The sequence below is a fragment of the Streptomyces vulcanius genome, assembly GCF_042653945.1.
Classification (GTDB): domain Bacteria; phylum Actinomycetota; class Actinomycetes; order Streptomycetales; family Streptomycetaceae; genus Streptomyces; species Streptomyces mangrovi.
Genome location: NZ_JBHSFK010000010.1, coordinates 278,443 through 301,169, shown reverse-complemented (window position 1 = coordinate 301,169; position 22,727 = coordinate 278,443). Strand labels below are relative to the sequence as shown.

The window sequence follows — 22,727 nt, the reverse complement described above, 5'->3', positions numbered from 1 at the left end:
TCGCGTGCGCGCAGTGCAGCAGCATCTGCCGCACCTGCCCGCCCGTCGGATACAACCGAAACCGCGCCATACCGCGAACGTAGACCACACGTTCCACGGCCGCGCACAACATCGATCACCATCACCCGTGCGAGTGACCACCCCACCCACTGCCGGCCGCCAGCCACCAGCCACCGGACCCTCGGCTCCCCGTCACCGCCACCCGTCCGTGGCCACCCTCAGCATCCCGGCCACGCCTGCCCCGCTCAGCGAGAGCGGGGCATTCACCCCGGCCCTGAAGGACCGGGCATCCTGCCCGAAAGCCAGGTGGATGTCTTCCTGGTGCGGGAACCGCGTCCCCGGTACGGGTGGTTCGCGGGCGAATCCGGGGCCCGGACGGCGGGGGTGACGTCATCATGAGCCGGTGTCTCAACCGGTGGCCTCTTCCTCCCCTCGCTCCCCACGCTCCCCACGCGCACTGCTGACCCTGTTTCTCGTCTCCCTCGTCCTGCTCGCGGGGCCCTCCTGTGTCCCCGGCGGGGAGCGGGCGGCGGGGGTGCCCGACTCGAAGGCGGCGGCCACTGGGCCGGGGCCCTTCGGGGCCTACCTCGGATACGGCTCCGAGGGGGTGCGGCGGATCTCGGGGCTCGACGGATGGCTGGGACCGGCCACCCCCCGGGTCGGGCACGCCTACCTCCCGGGGGACCGGTGGTTCAACATCGAGGGCGCGCCCAGCGATCTCGAGCACTGGGCGCAGTGGCGCAGGGCCCGCGCGGACCGGCTGTTCGTGCTCAACGTGCCGATGTTCGAGCGCACGGAGGCGCACCTGCCCGACCGGGAGGTGCGCGGGCTGTTGCACAAGGGTGCGGACGGCGCGTACGACGAGCACTTCCGCAAGCTCGCCCGGCGGCTGGTCTCGGTCGGGCTGCCGGACACCGTGCTCGTCGTGGGCTGGGAGATGAACGGGGTGACGTACACCCACCGGTGCGGGCCCGATCCGGAGGCGTGGAAGGCGTACTGGCGGCGGATCGTCGGAGCCATGCGGTCCGTTCCCGGGCAGCGGTTCCGGTTCGAGTTCGCGCCGAACCGGGGGCGGGACGCCGTCCCGTGGACCAGCTGCTACCCCGGGGACCGGTACGTCGACGTCATCGGCATGGACGCCTACGACCAGCCGCGCGGCATGTCCTTCGCGCAGCAGGCCTCCGAGCCGTACGGCCTCGACGCGCACGTCCGGTTCGCGCGGGCGCACGGCAAGCCGATCGCGTACCCGGAGTGGGGGCTCTTCCGCAACGGCGACAACCCGGCCTACGTCCGCGGCATGCTCGACTGGTTCGCCCGGCACCGCCCGCTGTACCAGACCATCAGCGACTACTGCCCGCACGGTGTGTGGCGGTGCACCCGGAATCCGCGGTCGTCGGAGGTGTACCGGTCGCTGCTCACGGGGCCGTTCGAGTGAATCGGGGGTGAGGTCCGGGCGCGTCCGGGCGCGTAACCAGGCCGCCCGCGCCCCGCCGGTCCGAAGATCCCAAGATGCGACGAGAACACCACGCTGCGCGCCTCACCCGCTCGCGCCCAGGTGCCGCGCCCGGGCCCGCCCTGCTCGCCGTACTGCTCGCCGTTGTGCTGCTCACCCTGACGGCCGTGCCCTCCGGCGCGGACGGAGAGCCGACCGTGACCTCTTCGACGGGCGGAGAGGCGGCCCTGTCCTCCGGTGCGGGCGGGGATGCGTACGACGCGAAGGGCGGGGGTGGGTTCCGGGAGGCCGCCGCGCGGGCCGTGCGCGCCCACGAGAAGGCGCGGGAGAAGGTCGAGCGGCTCCGGAAGTCCGATGCCCGGCGCGCAAAGGTCGACGCGGCCGAGCGCCGCCGCAAGGCCATCCGCAGCCGGCTGTGGAACCTGCTGCGCGCGGCGGAGCGCGGCGCCGGGGACCCGGTCGCGGTGGACGCGTCCGGGCGGGACGGCCACTGTCCGGTACGCCGCCGGGGTCACTCCCTCCGCCACCGCACCGGCGGCTCCTGGACCGCCCCCACCCGCGGCTACTGGCTGTCCGCCGGTTACGCCGCCCGGGGCACCCGCTGGGCGCACCGCCACACCGGCCAGGACTTCGCCGTGCCCACCCGCACCCCCGTGCGCGCCGTCGGGCCGGGCACCGTCCGCGCCACGACCTGCGGCGACGGCTTCGGCAACCAGGTGGTCGTACGGCATCGCGACGGCTACTTCACGCAGTACGCGCATCTGTCCCGCATCGACGTCCGCGTCGGCGACCGGGTCTCCCCTGGCACCCGGCTCGGCCTCTCCGGCGCCACCGGCAACGTCACCGGCCCGCATCTGCACTTCGAGGTCCGGATCACGCCGTATATCGGGTCCGCCGTGGCCCCGCTGCCGTGGCTGCGCCGCAAGGACGTCCGGCTCACCAAGTAGGGCTCACCGCCGGACGCACATCCTTCCGGCCATCCGTCCGGGTGACCCGGCGTGCGGGCGGGCCGCGCGGCCCCTTCACTGGAGGCGTCGGAGTCGTCGGAGTCGTCGAGGAACCACCGGGAGGCGAGCAGATGCCGCGCACCAAGGACGTGCCGCTGATGGTGGCCGTGGTCTGCTGTGCCGCCGCCGTACTGACCGGCTGTTCGGACGACGACACGCCGTCGTCCGTGTCGTCGGCGGCGAGCAGGGCGGCCTCGGCGGCGGAGTCGCTGGCCCGGGAGGCCACGGGAGCCGCCTCCTCGCTCGCCTCCGAGGCGTCCTCGGCGTTCGCCTCGGCGACGGCGGAAGCGGGCCGCCGGCTGGACGACATCCAGAACGGCACGGACGTGACGTCCGACGTCAGGCTGGGCACGCCGGGCAGGGACAGCGACGGCAGGGCGGCCGTCGAGGTCACCGTCTCCAACAGCGCCGACTCGTCGAAGTCGTTCGCCGTCGAGGTCGACTTCACGGACGCGAGTGGCAAGCGGGTCGACGCGGCCGTGGTCACCGTCTCCGACGTACCGGCCGGCAAGACCGGCACAGGCACGGCACGCAGCAACCGCGACCTCTCGGGCGAGGTGAAGGCGCAGGTGGCGCGGGCGGTGCGGTACTGAGCCGCACCCGTCACCAAAGCCTGCGCCGGTCACTAACCTGCTCCCATGACCGAGCCCGCGCAGCGCCCGCTGCTCTTCCTGGACGTCGACGGAACCCTCCTGCCGGTCGGGGGAGCGACGATGCCCTCGACCCTCGAGGAATGGGGGCAGTGGCAGCACCACGGCAATCCGCAGCTGGCCAAGCTCACCCCCGGGCACGGGCCGCGGCTGCTGGCGCTGCCCTGCGAGCTGGTGTGGGCCACCGCCTGGATGCACGACGCCAACGAGGTGATCGCCCCGCTGCTCGGCCTGCCGCAGCTGCCGGTGGCCGACCTGCCGGACGCTCCGCAGGAGGACGTCCTGGACGTGCTGCACTGGAAGACACGGGCGCTGGTCGAGACGGCGGCCGGGCGTCCCTTCATCTGGGTCGACGACGAGATCGGCGACCTCGACCGTGAGTGGGTGGCGGCCGAGCACCGGGGGCCGGCTCTGCTCCACCGCGTCGACTCCGCGGTCGGACTCACCCACGCCGACATCGCCGCCCTCGGCGACTGGCTGACCGAGGTCTCCCGACGAGAGTGACGTGTACTGGTCGAGTATGCCTACGGTCCGGTTCTGAGTACCGGTACTCAGGAGGGATTCGCCCAGCTCCCGCAGGCTGGTCATCGGCAGCGCGCACCGCGCACCGGACGACCAGAACCCGTGGGGGAACCAACCATGAGCAGCTCCAGCCGAGTCCGCCGTAAGCAGTCGTCCCTGTCCGCTCCCGTCCTCGCCCTGGCCGGGGTCCTCGCCGCCGGACTGCTGTCCGCGTGCTCGTTCTCCACGGCGGACGCCATCTGCGGCGGGGGTCAGTACCCGGTGCTGTCGGTGAACGGCGCCGGGGGCGGCGACTGCATCGACAACGGCAAGGAGCCGCCGAAGGGCTACGCCCGTTACCCGGAGGGCAAGGTCCCGCAGCACGTGGACGACAAGTGGGACAAGTACTGGTACGACCACACCCTCGACGAGAACGGGAAGATCATCTCGGCCTCCTGAACAGGACAGCTCTTGACCGTGGTTGACGGACCGTTGACCACATCTCGGCCCAGTCCGGGGGAAAACGCGGGCGAGACCTGACGAAGGCCGGTCCTACAGTCGGGCCCATGCCCCCCATGTCCATGTCACTTCCGGTGCTCCCCTACCGCAAGCCCACCAAGGGCCGCGACTACTGGGTCCTGGACGACGTCTTCCCCGAGGCCGACATCGCGGCGATCCGCGAGCGGTGTCTGGCCAAGGACGACTGGGTGAAGGGATATCCGTACACCTCGGAGAGCTGGCCGGGGCTGCGGACCATGCCGGGGCTCGAGGACACCGAACTCGCCCGCGTGGAGCGTCTGGTGCGGGGGGCCACCGGCGCGCAGAGACTGTGGGTGCAGCGGGCGCCCGGCGGCGGCACCCTCAACCACAACTGCGTGCAGGTCGTCGGCGAGGGCGAGAGCACGCCCCGCCCGCACTCCGACTCGCGCGCGCTGTGCCGGTACGCGGCCGTGCTGTATCTCAATCCCGGCGTCCCCAAGGACTGCGGGACCAGTTTCTTCCGGCAGTCCCTCTCCGGCGGGCGGCTCGGCGGCAACGTCGTGCAGGCCCCGCACAACAACCTCGTCGACGCCCTCGGCACCCGGTTCGTCGCGCCCGACGCCTTCGAGGAGGACGTACGGGTGCCGCACAGGTACAACCGGCTGCTCCTCTACAACGCCAACCTCGTGCACAGCGCGACCGGTTACTGCGGTACGACGCTTCAGGAGAAGCGGATGACGGCCGTGTTCTTCTGGATGGCCTGACTCAGCCGACGACCGCCATGGTGTGATCCGTCGCGTTCAGGCGTACCGCCCCGGTCCGCGTGCACGTCACGACGTCCTCGATGCGTACGCCGAAACGGCCGGGGAGACCGATGCCCGGCTCGATCGAGAAGCACATACCGGGGACCAGCCACCGTTCCTCGCCCTCGACCAGGTACGGCGGCTCAAACGTGGTGAGCCCGACGCCGTGGCCTGTGCTGTGGAGGTAGTACTCCCCGTACCCGGCATCCGCGACGACCTCGCGGGCCACCCGGTCGATCTCCTGGCACGCCACCCCGGGACGCACCGCCTCGAACGCGGCCTGCTGGGCCCTGCGGACGATCTCGTGCACCGCCCGCTCCTCGTCCGTCGGCGCGCCCACATGGACCGTCCTCGCGGTGCCGGAGGCGTAGCCGTCCTTCAGACCGCCGAAGTCCAGGACGACGGTGTCGCCGTCCCTGATCACCCGCTCGCCCGCCTCGTGGTGCGGGTCGGCGCCGTTGGGGCCCGAGCCGACGACCGTGAAGTCGACCTGGCTGTGGCCGTGTCCGCGCAGCAGACGGGCGAGGTCGGCGGCGACCTCCGACTCCCGGCGCCCCGCGAACCGTACGGCGAGGATCTCCTCGTACACCGCGTCCGCCGCCCCTGCCGCCGAGGCGAGCCTGGCCAGCTCGTGCTCGTCCTTCGCGGCCCGCAGCAGAGGCAGGGCGGTGGTCAGCGGGCGGTAGGTGGTGAGCGGGAGGGCCTCCTGGAGACCCAGGAGGTGTACGGCCCAGGTGGCGTCCGAGACGCCGTAGTGACCGTGCGGGATGAGCAGGCCGGCGGCAGCGGCGTACGGGTCCTGGCCGTCGCCCCACTCCGTGATCAGCACGGCGTCCGCGCCGGGGGCGGCCGACGCGTCCGGGCGCTCCGGGGCCGGGACGAGGAGGCGGGGGCCGTGGCCGGTGGTCAGGACGAGGAGGGTGAGCCGCCCGGTGTCCGAGGTGGGCCGGTAGCCGCACATCCAGACCAGGTCGGGGCCGGGCGTGACGAGCAGCCCCGACAGGCCCATCGCCGCCGCGTCCCGCACGGCACGAGCCATGCGCTCCGCGTAGTCCCGCCGGGTGAAGGGCTCCGGGGTCGTCGCCGGGGTCATGGGGTCTCCGTCCGGATGTCTCCGTGCACTCCAGCGTGCGGGAAGGGGACGTGGACGGCATCTCCTCCGCGCCCGGAGATCGGCCCGGAGATCACCCCGCGCCCGTCACCTCGTCCCCCACGGCCACCCGCCCCGGCCGCCGCACGGCGAAGTACGCGCCGAAGACCACCCCGCCCTCCGCCCTGCGGTAGTCGGCGAGGGTGCGCAGAGGCTCCGAGCCCGCGCGGCGGCCGGTCTCCTGGTCGACGAGGGTGACGGCGCAGCGGACCGTGAGCCGGGCGAGGGCGAGCGTGGTGCCGGGGAGGGTGAGGAGCGGGGTGTCGTCCTCGGTGTGGGGCGTCTCCCAGCCGTCGATCACGAGGTTGGGGCGGAAGCGGTTCATCGGGAGGGGGCGGCCCCCGCGCTCCGCGATCCGGCGGTTGAGGGCGTCCAGACTGGCGCGGGAGACGACATGCAGCCGGGACTCGTTGCCCGCGACCGCTCGGACCAGTCGGCTCGGCCGGCCGAGCACCCGCGTCAGCCAGCGGTCGGCAGCGTCGTCGGCGTCGCCGTCATCGGCGTCGGCGGCGGCAGCGCCGGTCGTGACCGGCTCGTGGCCCGGGGCGCGCAGGGTAAGCCCACCGTCGGCCCTCGGCTCCGGGACGATCAGGGCGAGCCGGGGGTCCGCGCCCTGCCAGCGGAGGTCGCCGTTGTCGTCCGCGACGGCGTGGACGCGGTCGCCGAGGAGACCGGAAGGGATCACCTCGGCCTGTCCGACGCTGATGCCCGCACACCCCTTGACCGGGTAATACGTGATGCCTACCACCTGAGCCATGAGCCCTCCCACGACCTTTCCCGCGAAATTTTTGCGAACTTCATAGAGTCGGAACGGCGTTTGCTGCGTACTTCATAGCGTCCGACCCCGCCGAAGAACCTCTCGGCGGATTCCCGAAAGGGCAGGAGGAACGGTGCAGCTCTCGCGGAACGCGATGGGGACTCTCTTTGTGGGTGGAGCCCTGACCTTGACCCTCGGCGCGCTCGCCTACCCGTCCATGCTCGGCCTGGACACGGTATCGACGTCGACCGACCGGATCATCACCAACACCCAGTGGGGCCCACTGACAGAGGGCGACCGGGACTTCGTGGTGAAGGTACGGGCGGCCGGTCTGTGGGAGTACCCGCTCGGTCAGATCGGGCTGCAGAAGGGGACGAGCAAGGCGGTTCTCACTGCGAGCCAGCACCTGATCGACGGTCACGCGCTGCTGGACGACACCTGCCGCAAGATCGCACCGATGCTGAACATCACCATTCCCAACGTGGCGAGCCCACAGCAGGAAGGCTTCGTCACGCAGCTGAAGGGCGAGACCGGCGCGCAGTTCGACACCGACTTCGCCAACATCCTGCGCATGACGCACGGTTCGATCTTCAACACCGTGGCGAAGATCCGCTCGACGACGAAGAACTCGCTGGTCCGGGCGCTCGCCGACCAGGCCAACGACACCGTCCTCGACCACATCACCGTGATGGAGAAGACCGGTCTGGTCGACTTCAACTCGACGATCTTCCAGCAGACCACGGCGCCCAAGCTGCCCAAGTCGGACCTGACCCCGCCGGCCCCGGTCCCCGGTCAGCCGCAGGTCGTCCTCACCCCGCCGCCGAACGCCACGTCCACCCCGGTGGACGTCAACGCCATCACGGGCGAGAACTCGCAGGCGCCCAAGTAACGCGAACAACGGGTGAGGTGGGGGTCACGCCAGCCAGACCGTGGTGTCCGGCGGCAGTAGTCCCCCCGGGCCGTCGTCGTCCGCCGGCGCGCTGCTCAGCAGCACGTCCCCGGGCGGCAGCGGCACCGGCGCCGCCGACAGGTTGGTGACACACCGCCAGCCGTTGGTACGGGCGAAGGCCAGCACGCCGGGCGGAGCCTCGGGATGCCAGGTCAGCTCCTCGCCGTCGAGCAGTTTGCGGCGCAGGCGCAGGGCCGTGCGGTAGAGCTCCAGGGTGGAGCCCGCCACACCGTCCTGCGCCTCGACGGCGTACCGTCCGAAGGCCGGCGGCTGCGGCAGCCACGCGCCGCCCGCGCCGAAGCCGTACGAGGGTCCCGTCGTCGTCCACGGCAGCGGCACCCGGCATCCGTCGCGGCCCTTGCTGGTGTGCCCGGTCTGTTCCCAGAGCGGATCCTGGAGAACCTCCACGGGCAGCCCGGCGACCTCGGGCAGGCCAAGTTCCTCGCCCTGGTACACGTACGACGATCCCGGCAGGGCCAGCATCAGGAGCGTGGCCGCACGGGCGCGCCGCAGCCCCGCCCGCTCGTCCACCGCCGGTGTCCGGCCGCCGGACAGCAGCCAGGCGTTCTCGTCCGTGCCGGGCGGCAGCATCAGTCGGGACGTGTGGCGTACGACGTCGTGGTTGGAGAGCACCCAGGTCGCGGAGGCGCCGACGGCGCGGGCCGTGGCGAGGGAGTCGGTGATCACCGCGCGGATCGCCTCGGCGTCCCAAGGGGCTTGCAGGTACTCGAAGTTGAAGGCCTGGTTGAGTTCGTCGGGGCGGGCGTACAGGGCGCGTCGGGCGCCCGGCACCCAGGCCTCGGCGACGGCCGTGCGGGGCGGGGAGTAGGCGTCGAGGACGCGCCGCCAGTCGCGGTAGATCGCGTGGACCTCGTCGCGGTCGTAGAAGGGGTGCGTGCCGGGCGGGAGGACGGCGAGGGCGAGGTCGCCGTCCTGCGCCAGTTCCCCGAGGTCGCGCAACGGGTCGGCGAGATCCTTGGCGAGGGCGTGGGCGACGTCGACGCGGAAGCCGTCCACACCGCGGTCGGACCAGAAGCGCAGGGTGGTGCGGAAGTCGTCGCGGACCTCGTCGTGGTCCCAGTTCAGGTCGGGCTGTTCGCGGGTGAAGAGGTGGAGGTACCACTGGCCGTCGGGGACGCGCTGCCAGGCGCTGCCGCCGAAGACGGACTGCCAGTCGGTGGGCGGGAGTTCACCGCTCTCGCCCAGGCCGTCGCGGAAGACGTAGCGTGCGCGGGCCGGGGAGCCGGGGCCCGCCGCCAGGGCCTGGCGGAACCAGGGGTGGCGGTGCGAGGTGTGGTTGGGGACGAGGTCGACGATCACCTTCAGGCCGAGCCGGTGGGCCTCGGCGGCGAGCGCGTCGAAGTCGGCGAGGGTGCCCAGGCGCGGGTCGACGTCCCGGTAGTCCTCGACGTCGTAGCCGCCGTCGGCCTGCTCGGAGGGATAGAAGGGGCTGAGCCAGAGCGCGTCCACGCCGAGGCCGGCGAGGTGCGCGAGGCGGTCCGTGACGCCCCGCAGATCACCGAGGCCGTCGCCGTCGGCATCGGCGAAACTGCGCGGGTACACCTGGTAGACGACGGCCTGGCGCCACCAGTCCGGGCTGTGGGGTGACAAGTCGGTCATGGTGAGAAGGCTGTCCATTTCGAGGGGAAAGCGAACGTCCACCCCCTGCGGAGCGTTTCCTTCCGTACGTGACGCAGCCGTGATGGAATCTTGAACTCCCCTGGGTTTGAGCCAGGTTGACAGCGCTCCGGTGGCCGAACGACGATGTGCGAACACTGTGGCGCCTGTGACTGATGTGATGTGCGTGACTGCCGTTGCTGATGTGACCGAAGAGCCCGGTGTTTCTGTGATCTGACCAATCGCCCCTGGCCCTCGGCCAAGATGGGATACGCATGTCCATAGCGAGACGTGTCACCGTGCGCCGCCTGCTGGGGACGGGCGCCGCTTCGCTCGCCCTGTGCACCGCCTCCGTCGCCGCGGCGACCGGCGCCTTCGCCCACACCGGCACGTCCGGCGGCGGCGACGGCTGGAAGTCCGGCGGCCACTACCAGCCCGGTACGGGCGCGGGCACGGAGACGGGCACCGACCGCTGCCAGTTCTCCCTCGACGGCTCGAACTTCTTCGACTCGGTGCGGGTCGACGACCAGAACCTGAAGCCGTCGAAGGACGGCAAGGTCCACATCAGCGTCCGTGCCGCCGCCGACGCCGGCACCTGCACCGCGTCCCTGGCCTCCTACCTGGCCCACGGCGCCAACTTCAACACCTCCGGCGAGCAGGTCTTCGTCGACTTCGACAGCGTGACGGTGAAGCCGGGTCAGACCGACACCCTCGACATCTCCGTCCCGGACGCGGGCTGCTACGCGCAGATCGACCTCTACCGGGGCGCCGTGAAGTTCGACGGCAAGCTGGACGCGAAGGACGGCTTCGTCCACGGCGACCTGCCCAAGGGCCCGGACCGCCCGGTCATCAAGGACAAGCTGATCGCCGCCTGGAACGGCGGGACGAAGGACTGCACGGCCACCGAGCAGCCGCCGTCCTCGCCGCCCGCCGACGAGAACCCGCCGGCGTCGCCCTCCACGCCGCCCGCCGAGTCGACCCCGTCGCAGCCGTCGGAGCCCTCCGAGGGCGACAGCACCTCGCCCTCTCCGTCGTCCTCCACCCCGGAGTCCTCGGAGTCGGAGTCGGCCACCCCGACCCCGTCCTCCTCCGAGTCGACCACCCCGCCGGCGACCACGCCCAAGGGCGGCGGCGGTGACCTCGCCGAGACCGGCGCCGACAGCAACACCCCCGTGATCGCGGGCGGTGCCGCGGCGCTGCTGCTCGGCGGTGCGGCGATCGTGGTGGCCACCCGCCGCCGCAAGGCCGCGACCCGCGCCTGACCCGACCCCGCTTCCGCGGTACGTCCGCCCCGGCCCCCTGCACGGAGGCCGGGGCGGACGTGCGTCGTGAGAGGCGCGGGTAGGGTGGGCCCCGGCCTGATCTGATGTGGCTGAGAAGTGCTGAGACGTGCTGAGCAGTCAGAACAGTCAGAGGGCACAAGGGATTCGGGAAGGGCGACCGGCGATGCCGTTGAGCACCGGTGGATCGGGGCCCGTGGGCGCGATAGGCGGCTACGAGCTCATCGAACGGCTCGGCAGCGGCGGCATGGGCGTGGTCCACCTGGCCCGCTCCGCGTCGGGCCGGCAGGTCGCGGTGAAGGTCGTCCACGCGCAGTACGCGCACGACGAGGAGTTCCGGGCCCGCTTCCGGCAGGAGGTCGCCTCGGCCCGCCGGGTCAGCGGCGCGTTCACCGCCCCCGTCGTGGACGCCGACCCGGACGCCGAAGTGCCGTGGATGGCGACGCTCTACGTGCCGGGCCGCACGCTCGCCGAGACCGTGGCCGCGCAGGGCTCGCTGGGCGGGCGCGAGCTGCGCGTCCTGGCGCTGGGGCTGGTGGAGGCGCTGCGGGACATCCACCAGGCGGGCTTGGTGCACCGGGACCTGAAGCCGAGCAACGTCCTGATGGCCGAGGACGGCCCGCGCGTCATCGACTTCGGCATCTCGCGCGCCGCCGAGAACCAGAACCTCACCGTCACCGGGCGGCTGATCGGCACCCCGCCGTTCATGTCGCCGGAGCAGTTCGTCGCGCCCCGGGACGTCACCGCCGCCTCGGACGTCTTCTCGCTGGGTTCGCTGCTGGCGTTCGCGGCGAGCGGCAACCGTCCCTTCGACGGCGAGAGCCCGTATCTGACGGGCTATCAGGTGATGAACGAGGCGCCGACGTTGGACGGCGTGCCCGAACCCCTGCGGAGCGTCGTCGAGCGCTGTCTGGCCAAGGATCCGGCGGACCGGCCCCAACTCGCCGAACTGCACCGCCTGTTCCGGGCGCTGCCGGACAGCACGGCGACCGTCCCAGGGCACCGGAAGCCGGTGCGGCCCCCGCAGGACACCACGCACGGAACGCACGGAACCGGCATGCGGGTTCGCGGCCGGTGGCGACGCCGCCTCCTCGTCCTCGGCTCCGCCCTCGCCGTCACCGTCAGCGCCGTGACGGTCTCCCACTGGGTGTCGAGTCCGCAGACGACCGCTTCCGCCGCCAAGGCCGAGTCCGCCGCCCCCGCGCTCCCCGCCGGCTGGCGGCCCTGGCGCGCCGGCCTCACCCAGGCCGTGAAGCCGGCGGACGAGGACACCCTCGTGTCCACCGAGCAGCCGGGCTGTGTGTCCGGCGGTGCCGCCCTGTACTGCGCGGGCACCGGCTTCACGGTCGCCAGGATCGACGCCGCCACCGGCCGTGTGAAGTGGCACTCCGGCGTCAGCCCGCAGAACGCACGGCCCGTCGGCGTCCGCGACGGGGTCGTCTACGTCTACGAGAAGCCGGACTCCGACACCGTGGCGTGGCAGCTGGTCGCCCTCGACGCCGACACCGGGAAACGGCTCTGGGACCACGAGATCGCCGAGACCCGGCCCGCGGTCATGTTCGACGGCGGCATCCTCGCGGTCACGGCCGCCGACACGGAGCTCGTCGCCATCGACGCCCGCACGGGTGAGGACCTGTGGGTGACGTCGGCGGAGTCGCCGTCGGGCCCCAGCTGCCGGCCGCTGGCCCTGGCCGGCGCCCCCTACGCCCTCTGCACCGACGCGCAGGACGCCACCACCGGCACCTGGAGCCTGCTGGGCCTCGACCCGACCGGCGGCCCGCCGCACGAACTCGCCAGGCTTCCCGTCGGCTCGGTACCGCTCGGCGTCCTCCGCGGACAGCTGCTGTTCGCGACGCTGCGGGACACCAAGTACCTGGCGCTGGTCGGGCTGGACGAACCCTACTCGGCCCTGCTGCGGGTGGACCCGGACAACGGCGCCGTCAAACGGACCGCACTGCCGAACGCGCCGCGCGGCACGGTCACCCTCGCCGGCGGCGCCGTGTACTTCGTCCGTCCCGACGGGTCCGTCACCGCGCTCCGGGCGACGGACGGCGTCCGGCTGTGGCGGAAGGACACCCAGGTCGAGAACCTGTCGACGCCGGTGCTGTCGACGAAGTACGACGATCTCGTCCTCGCCGACCGCTACGGCCGTCTCCTCGCGCTCGACCGCGCGACCGGCGCCGTGCGGTGGACCACGGACAAGCTGGACGACCCGGGGGACTCGGCGGAGAGCACGGTGCCGAGCGTGCTTCTGGTGAAGGACGCCGTGGTGGCTGTGGCCGGTGACACCGCCTTCTCGGTCCGCCCGGACCGCCCGGAACTCCCCTAGATGATCAATTCCAAGGGGTTAGTGGTCGTAGGCGGTCAGTGAGCGCAGGACGAGCTGGCCGGTGTGGTCGTTGTGCCAGATCGCGGCGGTCAGCGCGAGGATGCGCTGCATGACGCGGGCGATCACGCCGGCCGATGTGCGGCCTCGGTGCTGTTCGAGGTTGAGCTGGCCCTTGAAGGTCTCGTTGAACTCGATGACCTGCCGCAACGGCTTGAACAGCGGGGCCCCGGGGCGTTCCGGCTCGCCCTTGCGGGCCGGCCGCAGCAGCCGGATGTCCTGCTCGGCCAACTGGTGCTCGAAGTCGCGGCCGAAGTAGTTCTTGTCGCCGATCAGCGTCTGTCCGGGCCGGGCGGCGACGAGGTGCGGTTCGGCGGCGAGCAGGTCCAGCAGGGTCTCGCGTTCGTCGGCCTTGGCCCCGGTCAGGGCGAAGGCGATCGGCAGGCCCTGCAGGGTGCACACCAGGTGCAGGCGCAGGCCCCAGAAGAAGCGGCTGTGGCTGGCGCAGTACCCGTACTCGGCCCATCCGGCCAGGTCGGAGCGTTCGACGGTCTCGGGGGAGCGTCCGCACTCCACTGGCGTGGAATCCACGATCCACACGTCGTCGCTCCATACGGAAGTGTCGGTGGCCAGCAGCCGGGTTACCCGCCGCAGCAGCTCGGCGGCCTTGCGCAGGCGCTTGTTGTAGCCGGGCTGCTTCGGCAGGTAGGGGAAGAGATGCCGCAGGTGGGAGCGGGCGTGGCGCAGCCACTTGGCCTCGGAGGTGAAGCCCAGCATGGCCTGCACCATGGCGAGCGTGACCAGCTCGGCATCGGTCAGTTGCGGAGCGATCCCGACCGCCGGACGCCAGGGCGCCAGATGCGGTGATTCCTTCAGCAGGTCGTCGGTCTTCACATAGAGTGCGGTGGCGAGGGAGTCCAACTCTGTCTTCACACACTGAGGTTGGGCTCCCTCCCCTTATGCGCGCAGCCGATCCCTTGGAATCTAGCTAGTGAGGCCCGGTTTCCCACTCGCAGTCCGGTCTGCTGGAACAGTCATTGGCGCCGGGCGCCTGGCCTGGGGTGTTTCAGGCGGGCATCGTCCAGATCTGGTTCGTGTTGTTCGTGAAGCAGTCCCACATCTGGATCCTGGCCCCGTCGGCGGCGCTCCCCGAGTCGAGGTCGACGCACTTGCCGCTGGCCACGTGCTGGAGCTGCCCTGCGTTCCCGAACGGGTCCTTGAGCTGCCAGACGGCTGCAATGTCACAACCAAAGAGCTGGAGCCCGGTCCCGTTCGGTACCTGGGCCGTGTTGCTGTTGATGTCGAGGCACAGCCCACTGTTCTGGTTGAGTAACTGGAAGCCGCCGCTCACCGGGACCTTGAGCCATGCCTGGTTGCTGCCGCCGTGGCAGCCCCACTGCAGGATCAACGCGTGTACCTGCGTCGAGCCGCCCTTGACGTCGATGCACTTGCCCGTGGCGGAGTGCTTGATCGGCCCGAACCCGGCAGCAGACGCGGGTGCGGCGGTGACGCCGAGGCCGAACAGGCTGATGGCGCCGAGAGCCGTCGCGGCTCTGAGATACCTGGTCATAGTCTCTCCTCTATCAAGGCGCCACGGCGCCGGAACTTGCCTCGCATATCTGCCTCCTGATCACTTGGGTGAGTACTCGCTTCAAGCAGCGGACCGCTGTTCCGCCTGTCACGTCCCGTTCCGGTCAAGGGACCGGACGACCTGCCAGGACGGTCCGGAACAATGTGAAAGGCCCACCGCGGCGTCCACGGGTCCGCGTATGCACACGATCCCGGCCGCCGGCGGCCGGGAAAATACGTTTCGGCCCTCGCCGAAACCTGGGATCATCCGCAGCACGTCCGGACGTACTGCGGAGGGCTATACGGTGTTGCGTATTCACTTCACGCTTAGTGACCTGGCGCGAACCCGGCTGGCAGCTGTACCGAGTCCCCTCGGCGTGACTGCCTTCAGTGCCAGCCGGCTTGTGCACCGTACGGGGACTTCTGAACTCGACCTGTGGCGCCGTGTCGTCAGGGCTGCGTTGAAGCCGTCCGCGCCGCCACTGCTGAGCGGGCTGACACCGACCTCCTCCTCCCACCCCGTCCCCCGCTTCCTCCGTCCTCAGCAGGGCCTGCACACGCTGGAGGAGGAACTGGATCGGCTGCTGGCTACGCCCCGACAGGAGTTGCGCGCGGACCTGGAGTACGTGGCCCAGCACCGGAGCCTGCCCGGGTGGGCCCGCGAGCTTGCCGACGGTGACCGGGGTACCGCAGCCAGGCTTGCTCAGTCCATCCGCGATTACCACCGCATCGCCATCGCACCGTACTGGCGCGGCCTGGGCTCCACGATCGCGGCCGACCTGGCGGAGCGCGCACGGCAGTTACGGGACGGCGGCCTGGAACAGGTGCTGAGCACCTTGCACCCGCGCATGCGCTGGCGCCCGCCACGCCTGGAGATCGATTCCCCGGACGACCTGGACTTCCACCTTGGCGGGCGGGGGCTGCTGCTCACCCCAGCCGCCTTCATGTCCTACGTTCCCTGCGACCCGGACGAAGAGCAGGCAACCGAGCAGCCAACGTTGTACTACGACGTTGCCGGCGACGGTCCTCCCCGAGCTCTGGCAACCGGGCTCTACGGTCCCCATGGCGGGCTGGCCGCGCTTCTGGGGCACAGCCGCGCGGCTGTTCTCGAGGTGATCGCCGAGGGGGCGTCCACGAGCCAGCTCGCCCGCCGGGTGGGCCTGTCGATCGCCTCGGCCAGCGAACACGCGACGGTCCTGCGGCGCGCCGGCTTGGTGACCACCCACCGCACCGGCAGGACCCGCCACCACAGTCTCACCCCCCTGGGCGCGGAACTCCTCCTCCACGCCGCGGCCTCGCCCCTGCCCGACCGCCACTGACTCCTGCGGGATCCAGCCGGCCATGAGGGAAGCCGAAGGCGAAGGCCGTGTGCGGGCCGTCCGGACGGACATAGGCGAACGGGTCGACCGACAGTCGTCACGCCACCGCAACCTGCGACTTCGCAGCATCACTCGGACTTTGAAACAGCCCTGCCGCCGAGGCACCCACGTCGTCCTTGCTGAGCAAAGCTGCAAGGGCTGCCCGGACACCCGAGTCCAGGCCGGAGCCGTTCGCCGCGTGCGGCGCCTTGATGGTCATCGGCGCTGCGGTCTGGGGCGCCGACCGGGCCATCAGCCGACCGCGAGGCGAAGACAGGAGCGGTGACCGAGGGGTCCGGCGGCCCGATCGCGCGCTGTCAGGCTGCCTTGCTGGAGTAGAGAAGATTTGATCGCGCCCCGCCCGATAAAACCAGTACGGATTGGCAAGATGGCCCGGCTCCCGCTCGTGCGCGAGGGAGTCAACGCGGCCGCCGCGGCGCGCCTGGAAAGCTTGGACAAGCAGGCAATCGTAAGGATGAAGGAGCTGGCCGGCCAGGAGCCGGACGGGATCCTGCCGGCGGCGGTGTACCTGACCGACAGCCGGGAAGAGGGCGCCGAGGTGGACTACTGGATCGGCGTGGTGACCGGTCCCGAGGTGGCGGCCGAGGGGCTCGACGCCCTCGACGTGCGGGCCGGGACCTGGGCGGTTTTCGACAACCACGGGCCCTATCCGAGCGCCCTCCAGGAGCTGTGGCGAGACGTGTTCACGCAGTGGTTCCCCTCGAACCCGTACATGAGCCGGACAGGCCCAGAGCTCCTGAGGACGCAGCCGGTGGAGATCGGTGCGGAGACCGACTCCCAGCTGTGGATCCCGGTCGAGAGGGGCAGCAGGAGTGCCGGGGCGTGAACACCGGCACCGATCCCTTGGAATCGATCATCTAGGACCTGTCCTGGTCGCGTTCCACCGTCTCCAGGTACAGCTTCACGTAGCGCTCCACGTCCACGTCCAGGCCCACGTCCACGAGGTGCCGCCGCTGGGGTGCGCCGCCGTGGATCTCGGCCTCGCCGGGGCGCGGCCGGCGGTCGACGATCGTCTGGCCGCGGCCGGCCCCGGGGGCGAGGGAGACCTCGACGGGGAGCGGCCGGGTGGTGAGCCCGGCCGGGTCGACGACCGCGCAGACCGCGCCCGCGTCACCGAGGCCGCCGGAGGGGTCGTCGCCGTCGGGTTCGGGTGCGGAGGGCCGGTGGGCGAGGAGCGCGCCGGCCAGCCGGGCGCCCGGTTCCGCGCTCGCCCGCAGCCGGCGTATGTCCGCGCCCTGCACGTTGACCCGCTGGAACACGTCCAGGCCGTACATGGTGATCGGCACCTCCGCGGTCAGCAGGATCGCCGCCGCCTCCGGATCGTGCCAGACGTTGAACTCGGCGACGGGCGTGGCGTTCCCGGTCGCCACCGCCCCGCCCATGAACACGATCCGCTCGATGTTGCGGGTCACCTCCGGGTGGGTGCGCAGAAGGAGCGCGATGTTCGTCAGGGGGGCGGTGGGGATGAGGGTGACGGGCCGGGGCGAGGCCAGGATCTCGCGCCGCAGCAGCGTCACCGCGTCCACGTCCACCGGCCGGCGGGCCGGCGCCGGCAGCCCCAGATCGCCCATCCCGTCCTGCCCGTGCACATGCGCCGCCACGCGCACCGCCTCGATCAACGGCCGTTCCGCGCCCCGCGCCACGGGGATGCCGGGGGCGCCCGCCACCTCCAGCACGGTGAGCGTGTTGCGTACGACCCCGTCCACGTCCGTGTTCCCCGCCACACAGGTGACCGCTCGCAGGTCGAGCCCCGGATGCCGCACCGCGAACAGCAGGGCGAGCGCGTCGTCGACACCCGTGTCGCAGTCGATGATCACGGGGATGGGCTGCTCGGTCACCGTGGGGTCCTTCCTTGAAGCCGTCGTCGCCCTCCGACCCTATGCGGCGGCCGTGCTCACTCCCAGAGGCCGGTTCCCCGCGCCGCCACCCGCTCCGCGACGCGCCGCAGCAGGTCGTCGGCGGGCAGGGCCCCGATCCGCCGCCCGTCGCGCAGGCGTACGGCGGCCAGGCCGGCGTCGGCCTCCCGCTCCCCGATCACCGCCACGTAGGGCACGAGGCGCGCGGCACGGATGCGGGCCCCCAGGCTGCCCTCCGCGCCGAGCTCGGCCCGCAGCCCGGCCGCCGCGGCCCGCCGCACCAGTTCCACCGCCACCGCCTCCTGCGCCTCGGACACCGGCAGCACCGCGAGCTGGACGGGCGCCAGCCAGACGGGGAACGCGCCGCCGTGCACCTCCAGAAGATGGGCCACGGCCCGCTCCACGCTCCCGATGACACTGCGGTGCACCATCACCGGCCGGTGCTTCGCTCCGTCGGCGCCGACGTAGTGCAGGCCGAAGCGTTCGGGCTGGTGGAAGTCGATCTGGACGGTGGAGAGGGTGGCCTCGCGCCCGGCCGGGTCCGCGATCTGCACGTCGATCTTCGGGCCGTAGAACGCGGCCTCGCCCTCCGCCTCCTCGTACGCGGCACCGGAGCCCTCCAGCACCTCCCGCAGCAGCGCGGTGGCCCGCCGCCACAGCTCCGGGTCGGCCACGTACTTGCCGCTCCTGCCGGGCAGGGAGAGCCGGTACCGGGAGGCGCGGATGCCGAGGTCGTCGTATGCCCGCCCGATGAGCTCGAGCGCACCGCGGGCCTCGTCGACGGCCTGTTCCGGGGTGCAGAAGATGTGCGCGTCGTTGAGGGTGATGGACCGGACCCGGGTGAGACCGCCCAGCACCCCCGACCGCTCGGCGCGGTACATGGCGCCCACCTCCGCGACCCGCAGGGGCAGTTCGCGGTAGCTGTGGGAACGGGAGCGGTAGATCAGGGCGTGGTGCGGACAGAGACTCGGCCGCAGAACAGCTTCCTCCCCGCCCAGCTCCATCGGCGGGAACATGTCGTCGCCGTAGAGGTCCCAGTGCCCCGAGATCTCGTACAGCTCGCGTTTGCCGAGTACCGGCGAGTACACGTGCCGGTAGCCGGCCGCGCGCTCGACCCCCCGTACGTACTCCTCCAGTTCATGCCGTACGACCGCCCCGTCGGGCAGCCAGTAGGGCAGGCCGGCGCCCATCAGCGGGTCGGTGTCGAAGAGGTCGAGTTCGCGGCCGAGGCGGCGGTGGTCGTGCATGGGTACTCCTCCGGAAAAGGGACGAGCACCCAGAGGGAAGCCCCGGGGCACTCGCCCCGGGGCTTTGGCATCCAGTCGTGGATCAGCGCGCCGGGACGGTCTCCGGCGTCGTCGTGAGAGACGGCTGGGCGCGCTTCATGCCGGTGAGGTTAGCGGCGGGGGAACACCGCGCGCGAACCGTTTTCCGTGGCACCGGAAGCGCCCGTTCTCCGTACGCGGCTAACCCGTACGGCCCGCCGCGGTGGTCGCCCCGCGGTAGCGGTGTTGCCGTGGGGGGAGGACCGTATCCCCAGCTCAGGAGGCACTCCCCGATGACCCGTCGCATCCTCCTCGCCTCCGCCCTCCTCTCCGTGGGTCTCACGGGCTGCGCCACCCTCGGCCTCGAACACCCGCCGGTCGCCGTGCCCCCCGAGCCCACGGTCCAGCCGTCGACGGGCAGGCCCCCCGCGCCGACCGCCTCGCCCGTCCTCACCCAGGCGCAGGCCCAGGCCGCGCTGGTCACCGACACCGACCTCGGCGCCCCCTGGACCCCGACCCGGGGCGCGGCGACCTGGCGGGACGGGCTGCTGAAGGCGAGGACGTCCGTCGCCGGGTGCCAGAAGCTGCTCGACGCCCTGTACACCGACGAGTTGTTCGGCGCCCCCGCCCGCGCGGTCACCGCCCTCGACGACCCCGACACGTCCGCCCAGCTCCGCTACCAGCTCACCGACCGCAGGCCGGCCCACGTGGACCGCACGCTGGCCTGGCTGAAGTCGCTGCCGCGGTCGTGCGCCCGGTTCACGGCGACGGCCGGCGAGGACACCGTGGAGGACGTCCAGGTGTCCGAACTGCCCCTGCCCGAGGTGGGGGACGCCCGACAGGGACTGCGGGTGACCCTCACCCTCTGGGCGACCGCCGAGAAGAACCCCGGCGGCGACCCGACCGTCCTCGCCCTGGACGTGGCCGCCGTGCGGGCGGGCCAGGACGCCTTCGCCCTGACGAACGGCGCCGTGGGCGACGTACCGAACGAGGCGACCCAGGCGGCCGTCCAGCTGGGGGTACGACGACTGGCGGATGTCCGCAGGCAGGGGCGGGTGCAGGTCTGAGACCCCGTGAACAAACCCCCATATCTGTGGCCCGTGCCCGCGGAACCGTTTCACCGGGCGCCGTGTCCTTCTTCGCACATGGTGGTTCCACGCCACGGGACCGCCGGTGAAGGGGGATGGCCATGGAGCAGGTACGCGAGGGGGCACGGTTAGGGGCATGGGTCGTCGGCGGGGTCGTCGGCCTGGCGGTGTTGTACGTGATCGGGGTGTTCGCCTTCGGCGGCGCGGGGTGGATCACCGCCCCGTTCCGCGGTGAGGCGGAGGAGCGCGAGAACACCGTCGGCTCGGGCGAGTTCCGTCAGGCCACGTACGAGGAGTTCTTCGATCTGTGCGAGGCCGTGCAGAACGCCGAAGGAACGATCCAGGCGCTCCAGGAGGAGCGGAAGTCCGCTTCGGAGACTCGCACCACGCAGATCGACCAGTCGATCACCGCGCTGAAGGCCACGCGGATCGAGTCGGTCAACGACTACAACTCGAAGGCCGCCCAGGAACACCGCGCGCCCTTCCGTGACAAGGATCTGCCGTACCGGCTGGATGCCACCGCCGAGCGCACGACATGCACCAACTGATCCCCATCTCATCCCGGGAAGAGGGCAGCACGGCATGAAGAAGTTCGTACGCATGGCCCTGGCCACCGTTGTCGCGCTCGTTGTGGGCCTCGCCCTGACGTCCTGCACCAGCGACACCAGCCAGGACAAGGAGAACAAGGCCAAGCAGGACAACTACGACCACCTCGTGGCCCAGCAGCCGGCGGGCCGCATGGAGTACTCGCCGACCCGCGAGGCGATCAACCAGTGGATCAAGACGTGGGGGAAGCGGGGCAAACTCTCGTACGTCTACATCCAGAACGCCAACGGCGAGTACGGGTACTTCATCATGAAGGGCCTGCCGGTGCCGCGCTGCAAGATGCTCACTCCGACGGAGAAGGTGGAGCACTCCGACAGCGGCATCGCGGTCCTCGCGCAGCCCGGCATGGACGGCACGTACACGTCGGGTTCCACCTGCAACGCCTACTACGGTTTCGACGCCACGACGGGCGCGTACATGGAGTTCACGGTCGGCACGAACCAGTCGTTCTTCCTGTTCGACAAGCCCATGACGATGCCGGAGTACGCCAGCGCCAAGCAGTTGGGGCCGACCTCGGTGAAGGACGTCGAGAAGAAGCCCTGAGATCGCGTTCGCATGGCCATGTCGCCCCATGCCCTCTGCGTAGCGTCACTGTGCTTGTGCGCAGCGCCTGAAGTCAGTTCGCGGCTGTTCTGTGTCAGCGTCCCTTGCGGCAGATACGGGTGATCGCGGCGCCCTCCTCAGGGGTGAGAGGCCCCGTTGTCTCCTCGCTGCTGACTCCGAGCGTGGTGGCCAGGTCGCGCCCATGGAGGTCCAGGGCGACTTCGGCGAGCCGGGACTGCGCCGCAGCCGAGGACCTGCCCCGGCGCCACGCGGCGACGCCCAGGACGACGGCCACGGCGCCGGAGGGCGGCCAGAGCAGCGCGAGCAGGCCGTACAGGCTCGCCCATGCCCCTCGGACGGTCGCGTCGGCGAACTGCCCGCCTGCCGCCTCGATCTCGGAACGGACATGGTCCGGCGCGACCAGCCAGAAAGCTGGCCAGACGAAGGTCAGATCCAGGCCGTAGCGCTCGTGGCCGATCGATTCGACTGCTGTGAACCGGTCACCGATCCAGGTGGGACGGGCCGGGCGGGCCAAGGCGATCCGGTTCGCTCGCGCCGCCAAGTCGTCGATCACGGACTGCATTTCGTCGGTCCGGCCGTCAGCTTTCTCCAGTTCGAACCGCTGGTCGACGAGAGCGTCCCAGCGGTTCCGGCGGACTGTGCTGGGCCACCGTGCCAGGGGCGTCGGCCAGCGTCCGAGCCAGATCAGACGAACCCCGGCTGCCAGACCGCCGGCCGCGAGTCCGACCGCGGCGGCGGCGAGCAGGAGGCCGGCCACGCCGAGCGTCTTTCGGGCCGAGGGCCATCGGCCGATGTCAGCCACGAGCTTGTCCAGTGAGTCGAGTGCATAGCCGACGTCGACCGCGTGCGCCCAGCGCAAACGGGCGCCGACGAGCAGTACCGTGAGGAAGAGCAGTCCGGGGATGGCGAGCAGTGACACCCAGCGCTCGGCGAGCTTCTTGGCCAGTTCGCCGAAGAAGGTGGTCATCCGGTCGTCCGCGTGGACATGCGCTCGCCGGTCACCCGGCAGCGCGGTGACAACCCTGCCGGTCGCGGACGCTCAAGTCGCGAGCAGGCGCCGTCCGGGCAGCGAGCGATCTCCTCGTCGGCGTGACCGGGACCGAACGGCATTTCGTGCGGCAACTGGCGATACGATCCGTCCCCATCGAACTGGGTGAGCTGTTCGAGCAGTTCAGCGATCGGCGTCCGGGTCCGGGCTGCGGTCTCGATCGCTGTCAGCAAGGTCTGGTACTCCGCCGGACGTCCGGGGAGTGCCGCACGGATGTCGGGGAGACGCTCGCACAGATAGGTCAGCGCGAGCCGTTCGCGTTCCTCGTCCGTGGCACTTGTGGACACTTTCATCCCCCGCGTTCGCCGCACACTGCCCAACCGAATTGAGCCGATGCGACGATAGCTTCTCGGCAACCGTCATGTAGCCCGGACAGGTG

Annotated in this window: 24 protein-coding genes; 14 read left to right on the top strand and 10 right to left on the bottom strand. The window is 71.3% G+C overall.

All coding sequences use genetic code 11. The features are described from left to right. Positions 1-403 precede the first annotated feature (403 nt). From ACFPIH_RS18190 to ACFPIH_RS18165, 6 genes are all read left to right on the top strand, one after another. A complete protein-coding gene (locus ACFPIH_RS18190; protein WP_381170753.1) occupies positions 404-1,435 on the top strand; it encodes a glycoside hydrolase family 26 protein in 1,032 nt (343 codons plus the stop codon). A 74-nt stretch (positions 1,436-1,509) separates the two neighbouring features. Continuing rightward, the gene (locus ACFPIH_RS18185) at positions 1,510-2,400 is read left to right on the top strand and encodes a M23 family metallopeptidase (RefSeq protein WP_381170755.1); all 891 of its coding nucleotides are present in this window, start codon (positions 1,510-1,512) and stop codon (positions 2,398-2,400) included. Between the two features lie 131 nt (positions 2,401-2,531). Further along, positions 2,532-3,053 (top strand): hypothetical protein, encoded by a 522-nt coding sequence (locus ACFPIH_RS18180; RefSeq protein WP_381170757.1) that lies wholly within the window; start codon positions 2,532-2,534, stop codon positions 3,051-3,053. Positions 3,054-3,098: 45 nt separating this feature from the next. Further along, positions 3,099-3,614, top strand: coding sequence for an HAD domain-containing protein (locus tag ACFPIH_RS18175; protein ID WP_381170759.1), 516 nt, complete (start codon positions 3,099-3,101; stop codon positions 3,612-3,614). Positions 3,615-3,749: 135 nt separating this feature from the next. Beyond that, positions 3,750-4,070 (top strand): SCO0607 family lipoprotein, encoded by a 321-nt coding sequence (locus ACFPIH_RS18170; protein ID WP_381170761.1) that lies wholly within the window; start codon positions 3,750-3,752, stop codon positions 4,068-4,070. A gap of 116 nt (positions 4,071-4,186) precedes the next feature. Continuing rightward, positions 4,187-4,855 carry a DUF6445 family protein gene (locus ACFPIH_RS18165; protein ID WP_381171466.1) on the top strand — a complete coding sequence of 223 codons (669 nt, stop codon included), beginning with the start codon at positions 4,187-4,189 and terminating at the stop codon, positions 4,853-4,855. Between the two features lies 1 nt (position 4,856). On the opposite strand, the gene ACFPIH_RS18160 is transcribed toward ACFPIH_RS18165, so the two are convergent. Then, on the bottom strand, positions 4,857-5,987 hold the full coding sequence (locus ACFPIH_RS18160) for a M24 family metallopeptidase (protein WP_381170763.1): 1,131 nt from the start codon (positions 5,985-5,987) through the stop codon (positions 4,857-4,859). Between the two features lie 91 nt (positions 5,988-6,078). Continuing rightward, entirely contained in the window at positions 6,079-6,801 is a 723-nt protein-coding gene (locus ACFPIH_RS18155) for an MOSC domain-containing protein (protein ID WP_381170765.1), read from the bottom strand. 154 nt (positions 6,802-6,955) lie between these two features. On the opposite strand from ACFPIH_RS18155, the gene ACFPIH_RS18150 reads away from it, so the two are divergent. Next, the gene (locus tag ACFPIH_RS18150) at positions 6,956-7,690 is read left to right on the top strand and encodes a DUF4142 domain-containing protein (protein WP_381171468.1); all 735 of its coding nucleotides are present in this window, start codon (positions 6,956-6,958) and stop codon (positions 7,688-7,690) included. Between the two features lie 24 nt (positions 7,691-7,714). On the opposite strand, the gene ACFPIH_RS18145 is transcribed toward ACFPIH_RS18150, so the two are convergent. After that, entirely contained in the window at positions 7,715-9,370 is a 1,656-nt protein-coding gene (locus ACFPIH_RS18145; RefSeq protein ID WP_381170767.1) for a glycoside hydrolase family 13 protein, read from the bottom strand. Positions 9,371-9,642: 272 nt separating this feature from the next. Here ACFPIH_RS18145 and ACFPIH_RS18140 point away from each other — a divergent pair, with 272 nt between their 5' ends. After that, positions 9,643-10,629, top strand: a complete 987-nt coding sequence (locus tag ACFPIH_RS18140) for an LAETG motif-containing sortase-dependent surface protein (protein ID WP_381170769.1) — start codon at positions 9,643-9,645, stop codon at positions 10,627-10,629. A 214-nt stretch (positions 10,630-10,843) separates the two neighbouring features. Beyond that, positions 10,844-12,976 (top strand): protein kinase domain-containing protein, encoded by a 2,133-nt coding sequence (locus tag ACFPIH_RS18135; RefSeq protein ID WP_381170771.1) that lies wholly within the window; start codon positions 10,844-10,846, stop codon positions 12,974-12,976. A gap of 18 nt (positions 12,977-12,994) precedes the next feature. Here ACFPIH_RS18135 and ACFPIH_RS18130 read toward each other — a convergent pair whose 3' ends face one another. Then, positions 12,995-13,906 carry an IS982 family transposase gene (locus ACFPIH_RS18130; RefSeq protein WP_381170773.1) on the bottom strand — a complete coding sequence of 304 codons (912 nt, stop codon included), beginning with the start codon at positions 13,904-13,906 and terminating at the stop codon, positions 12,995-12,997. Between the two features lie 133 nt (positions 13,907-14,039). Continuing rightward, complete coding sequence (locus ACFPIH_RS18125; RefSeq protein WP_381170775.1) at positions 14,040-14,543, bottom strand: RICIN domain-containing protein; 504 nt, start codon at positions 14,541-14,543, stop codon at positions 14,040-14,042. 376 nt (positions 14,544-14,919) lie between these two features. Here ACFPIH_RS18125 and ACFPIH_RS18120 point away from each other — a divergent pair, with 376 nt between their 5' ends. Beyond that, positions 14,920-15,861, top strand: coding sequence for an ArsR/SmtB family transcription factor (locus ACFPIH_RS18120; RefSeq protein WP_381170777.1), 942 nt, complete (start codon positions 14,920-14,922; stop codon positions 15,859-15,861). A 97-nt stretch (positions 15,862-15,958) separates the two neighbouring features. Here the strand turns inward: ACFPIH_RS18120 and ACFPIH_RS18115 are convergent, their stop codons facing one another. After that, positions 15,959-16,120 (bottom strand): hypothetical protein, encoded by a 162-nt coding sequence (locus ACFPIH_RS18115; protein ID WP_381170779.1) that lies wholly within the window; start codon positions 16,118-16,120, stop codon positions 15,959-15,961. Between the two features lie 255 nt (positions 16,121-16,375). Between ACFPIH_RS18115 and ACFPIH_RS18110 the strand changes: the two genes are divergently transcribed. Next, complete coding sequence (locus ACFPIH_RS18110) at positions 16,376-16,747, top strand: GyrI-like domain-containing protein (protein ID WP_381170781.1); 372 nt, start codon at positions 16,376-16,378, stop codon at positions 16,745-16,747. A gap of 31 nt (positions 16,748-16,778) precedes the next feature. Here ACFPIH_RS18110 and ACFPIH_RS18105 read toward each other — a convergent pair whose 3' ends face one another. Next, a complete protein-coding gene (locus ACFPIH_RS18105) occupies positions 16,779-17,759 on the bottom strand; it encodes a nucleoside hydrolase (protein ID WP_381170783.1) in 981 nt (326 codons plus the stop codon). Between the two features lie 56 nt (positions 17,760-17,815). Then, positions 17,816-19,024, bottom strand: a complete 1,209-nt coding sequence (thrS, locus tag ACFPIH_RS18100; RefSeq protein WP_381170785.1) for a threonine--tRNA ligase — start codon at positions 19,022-19,024, stop codon at positions 17,816-17,818. Between the two features lie 311 nt (positions 19,025-19,335). On the opposite strand from thrS, the gene ACFPIH_RS18095 reads away from it, so the two are divergent. From ACFPIH_RS18095 to ACFPIH_RS18085, 3 genes are all read left to right on the top strand, one after another. Next, positions 19,336-20,109, top strand: coding sequence for a hypothetical protein (locus ACFPIH_RS18095; protein ID WP_381170787.1), 774 nt, complete (start codon positions 19,336-19,338; stop codon positions 20,107-20,109). Positions 20,110-20,225: 116 nt separating this feature from the next. Continuing rightward, positions 20,226-20,678, top strand: coding sequence for a hypothetical protein (locus ACFPIH_RS18090; protein WP_381170790.1), 453 nt, complete (start codon positions 20,226-20,228; stop codon positions 20,676-20,678). Between the two features lie 34 nt (positions 20,679-20,712). Further along, positions 20,713-21,279, top strand: coding sequence for a hypothetical protein (locus tag ACFPIH_RS18085; protein ID WP_381170792.1), 567 nt, complete (start codon positions 20,713-20,715; stop codon positions 21,277-21,279). Between the two features lie 94 nt (positions 21,280-21,373). Here the strand turns inward: ACFPIH_RS18085 and ACFPIH_RS18080 are convergent, their stop codons facing one another. Then, positions 21,374-22,267, bottom strand: a complete 894-nt coding sequence (locus ACFPIH_RS18080) for a hypothetical protein (protein WP_381170794.1) — start codon at positions 22,265-22,267, stop codon at positions 21,374-21,376. Then, positions 22,264-22,635, bottom strand: a complete 372-nt coding sequence (locus ACFPIH_RS18075) for a hypothetical protein (protein WP_381170796.1) — start codon at positions 22,633-22,635, stop codon at positions 22,264-22,266. Before ACFPIH_RS18075 ends, ACFPIH_RS18080 begins: the two co-directional genes overlap by 4 nt. Positions 22,636-22,727: the final 92 nt, after the last annotated feature.

Coding starts and splice junctions, on each gene's coding strand:
- ACFPIH_RS18110 (WP_381170781.1), top strand. CDS start 16,376: ATGAAGGAGCTGGCCGGCCAGGAGCCGGACGGGATCCTGCCGGCGGCG.
- ACFPIH_RS18165 (WP_381171466.1), top strand. CDS start 4,187: ATGTCCATGTCACTTCCGGTGCTCCCCTACCGCAAGCCCACCAAGGGC.
- ACFPIH_RS18080 (WP_381170794.1), bottom strand. CDS start 22,267: ATGACCACCTTCTTCGGCGAACTGGCCAAGAAGCTCGCCGAGCGCTGG.
- ACFPIH_RS18095 (WP_381170787.1), top strand. CDS start 19,336: ATGACCCGTCGCATCCTCCTCGCCTCCGCCCTCCTCTCCGTGGGTCTC.
- ACFPIH_RS18145 (WP_381170767.1), bottom strand. CDS start 9,370: ATGACCGACTTGTCACCCCACAGCCCGGACTGGTGGCGCCAGGCCGTC.
- ACFPIH_RS18185 (WP_381170755.1), top strand. CDS start 1,510: ATGCGACGAGAACACCACGCTGCGCGCCTCACCCGCTCGCGCCCAGGT.
- ACFPIH_RS18170 (WP_381170761.1), top strand. CDS start 3,750: ATGAGCAGCTCCAGCCGAGTCCGCCGTAAGCAGTCGTCCCTGTCCGCT.
- ACFPIH_RS18160 (WP_381170763.1), bottom strand. CDS start 5,987: ATGACCCCGGCGACGACCCCGGAGCCCTTCACCCGGCGGGACTACGCG.
- ACFPIH_RS18155 (WP_381170765.1), bottom strand. CDS start 6,801: ATGGCTCAGGTGGTAGGCATCACGTATTACCCGGTCAAGGGGTGTGCG.
- ACFPIH_RS18175 (WP_381170759.1), top strand. CDS start 3,099: ATGACCGAGCCCGCGCAGCGCCCGCTGCTCTTCCTGGACGTCGACGGA.
- ACFPIH_RS18115 (WP_381170779.1), bottom strand. CDS start 16,120: ATGACCATCAAGGCGCCGCACGCGGCGAACGGCTCCGGCCTGGACTCG.
- ACFPIH_RS18085 (WP_381170792.1), top strand. CDS start 20,713: ATGAAGAAGTTCGTACGCATGGCCCTGGCCACCGTTGTCGCGCTCGTT.
- ACFPIH_RS18140 (WP_381170769.1), top strand. CDS start 9,643: ATGTCCATAGCGAGACGTGTCACCGTGCGCCGCCTGCTGGGGACGGGC.
- ACFPIH_RS18150 (WP_381171468.1), top strand. CDS start 6,956: ATGGGGACTCTCTTTGTGGGTGGAGCCCTGACCTTGACCCTCGGCGCG.
- thrS (WP_381170785.1), bottom strand. CDS start 19,024: ATGCACGACCACCGCCGCCTCGGCCGCGAACTCGACCTCTTCGACACC.
- ACFPIH_RS18180 (WP_381170757.1), top strand. CDS start 2,532: ATGCCGCGCACCAAGGACGTGCCGCTGATGGTGGCCGTGGTCTGCTGT.
- ACFPIH_RS18125 (WP_381170775.1), bottom strand. CDS start 14,543: ATGACCAGGTATCTCAGAGCCGCGACGGCTCTCGGCGCCATCAGCCTG.
- ACFPIH_RS18090 (WP_381170790.1), top strand. CDS start 20,226: ATGGCCATGGAGCAGGTACGCGAGGGGGCACGGTTAGGGGCATGGGTC.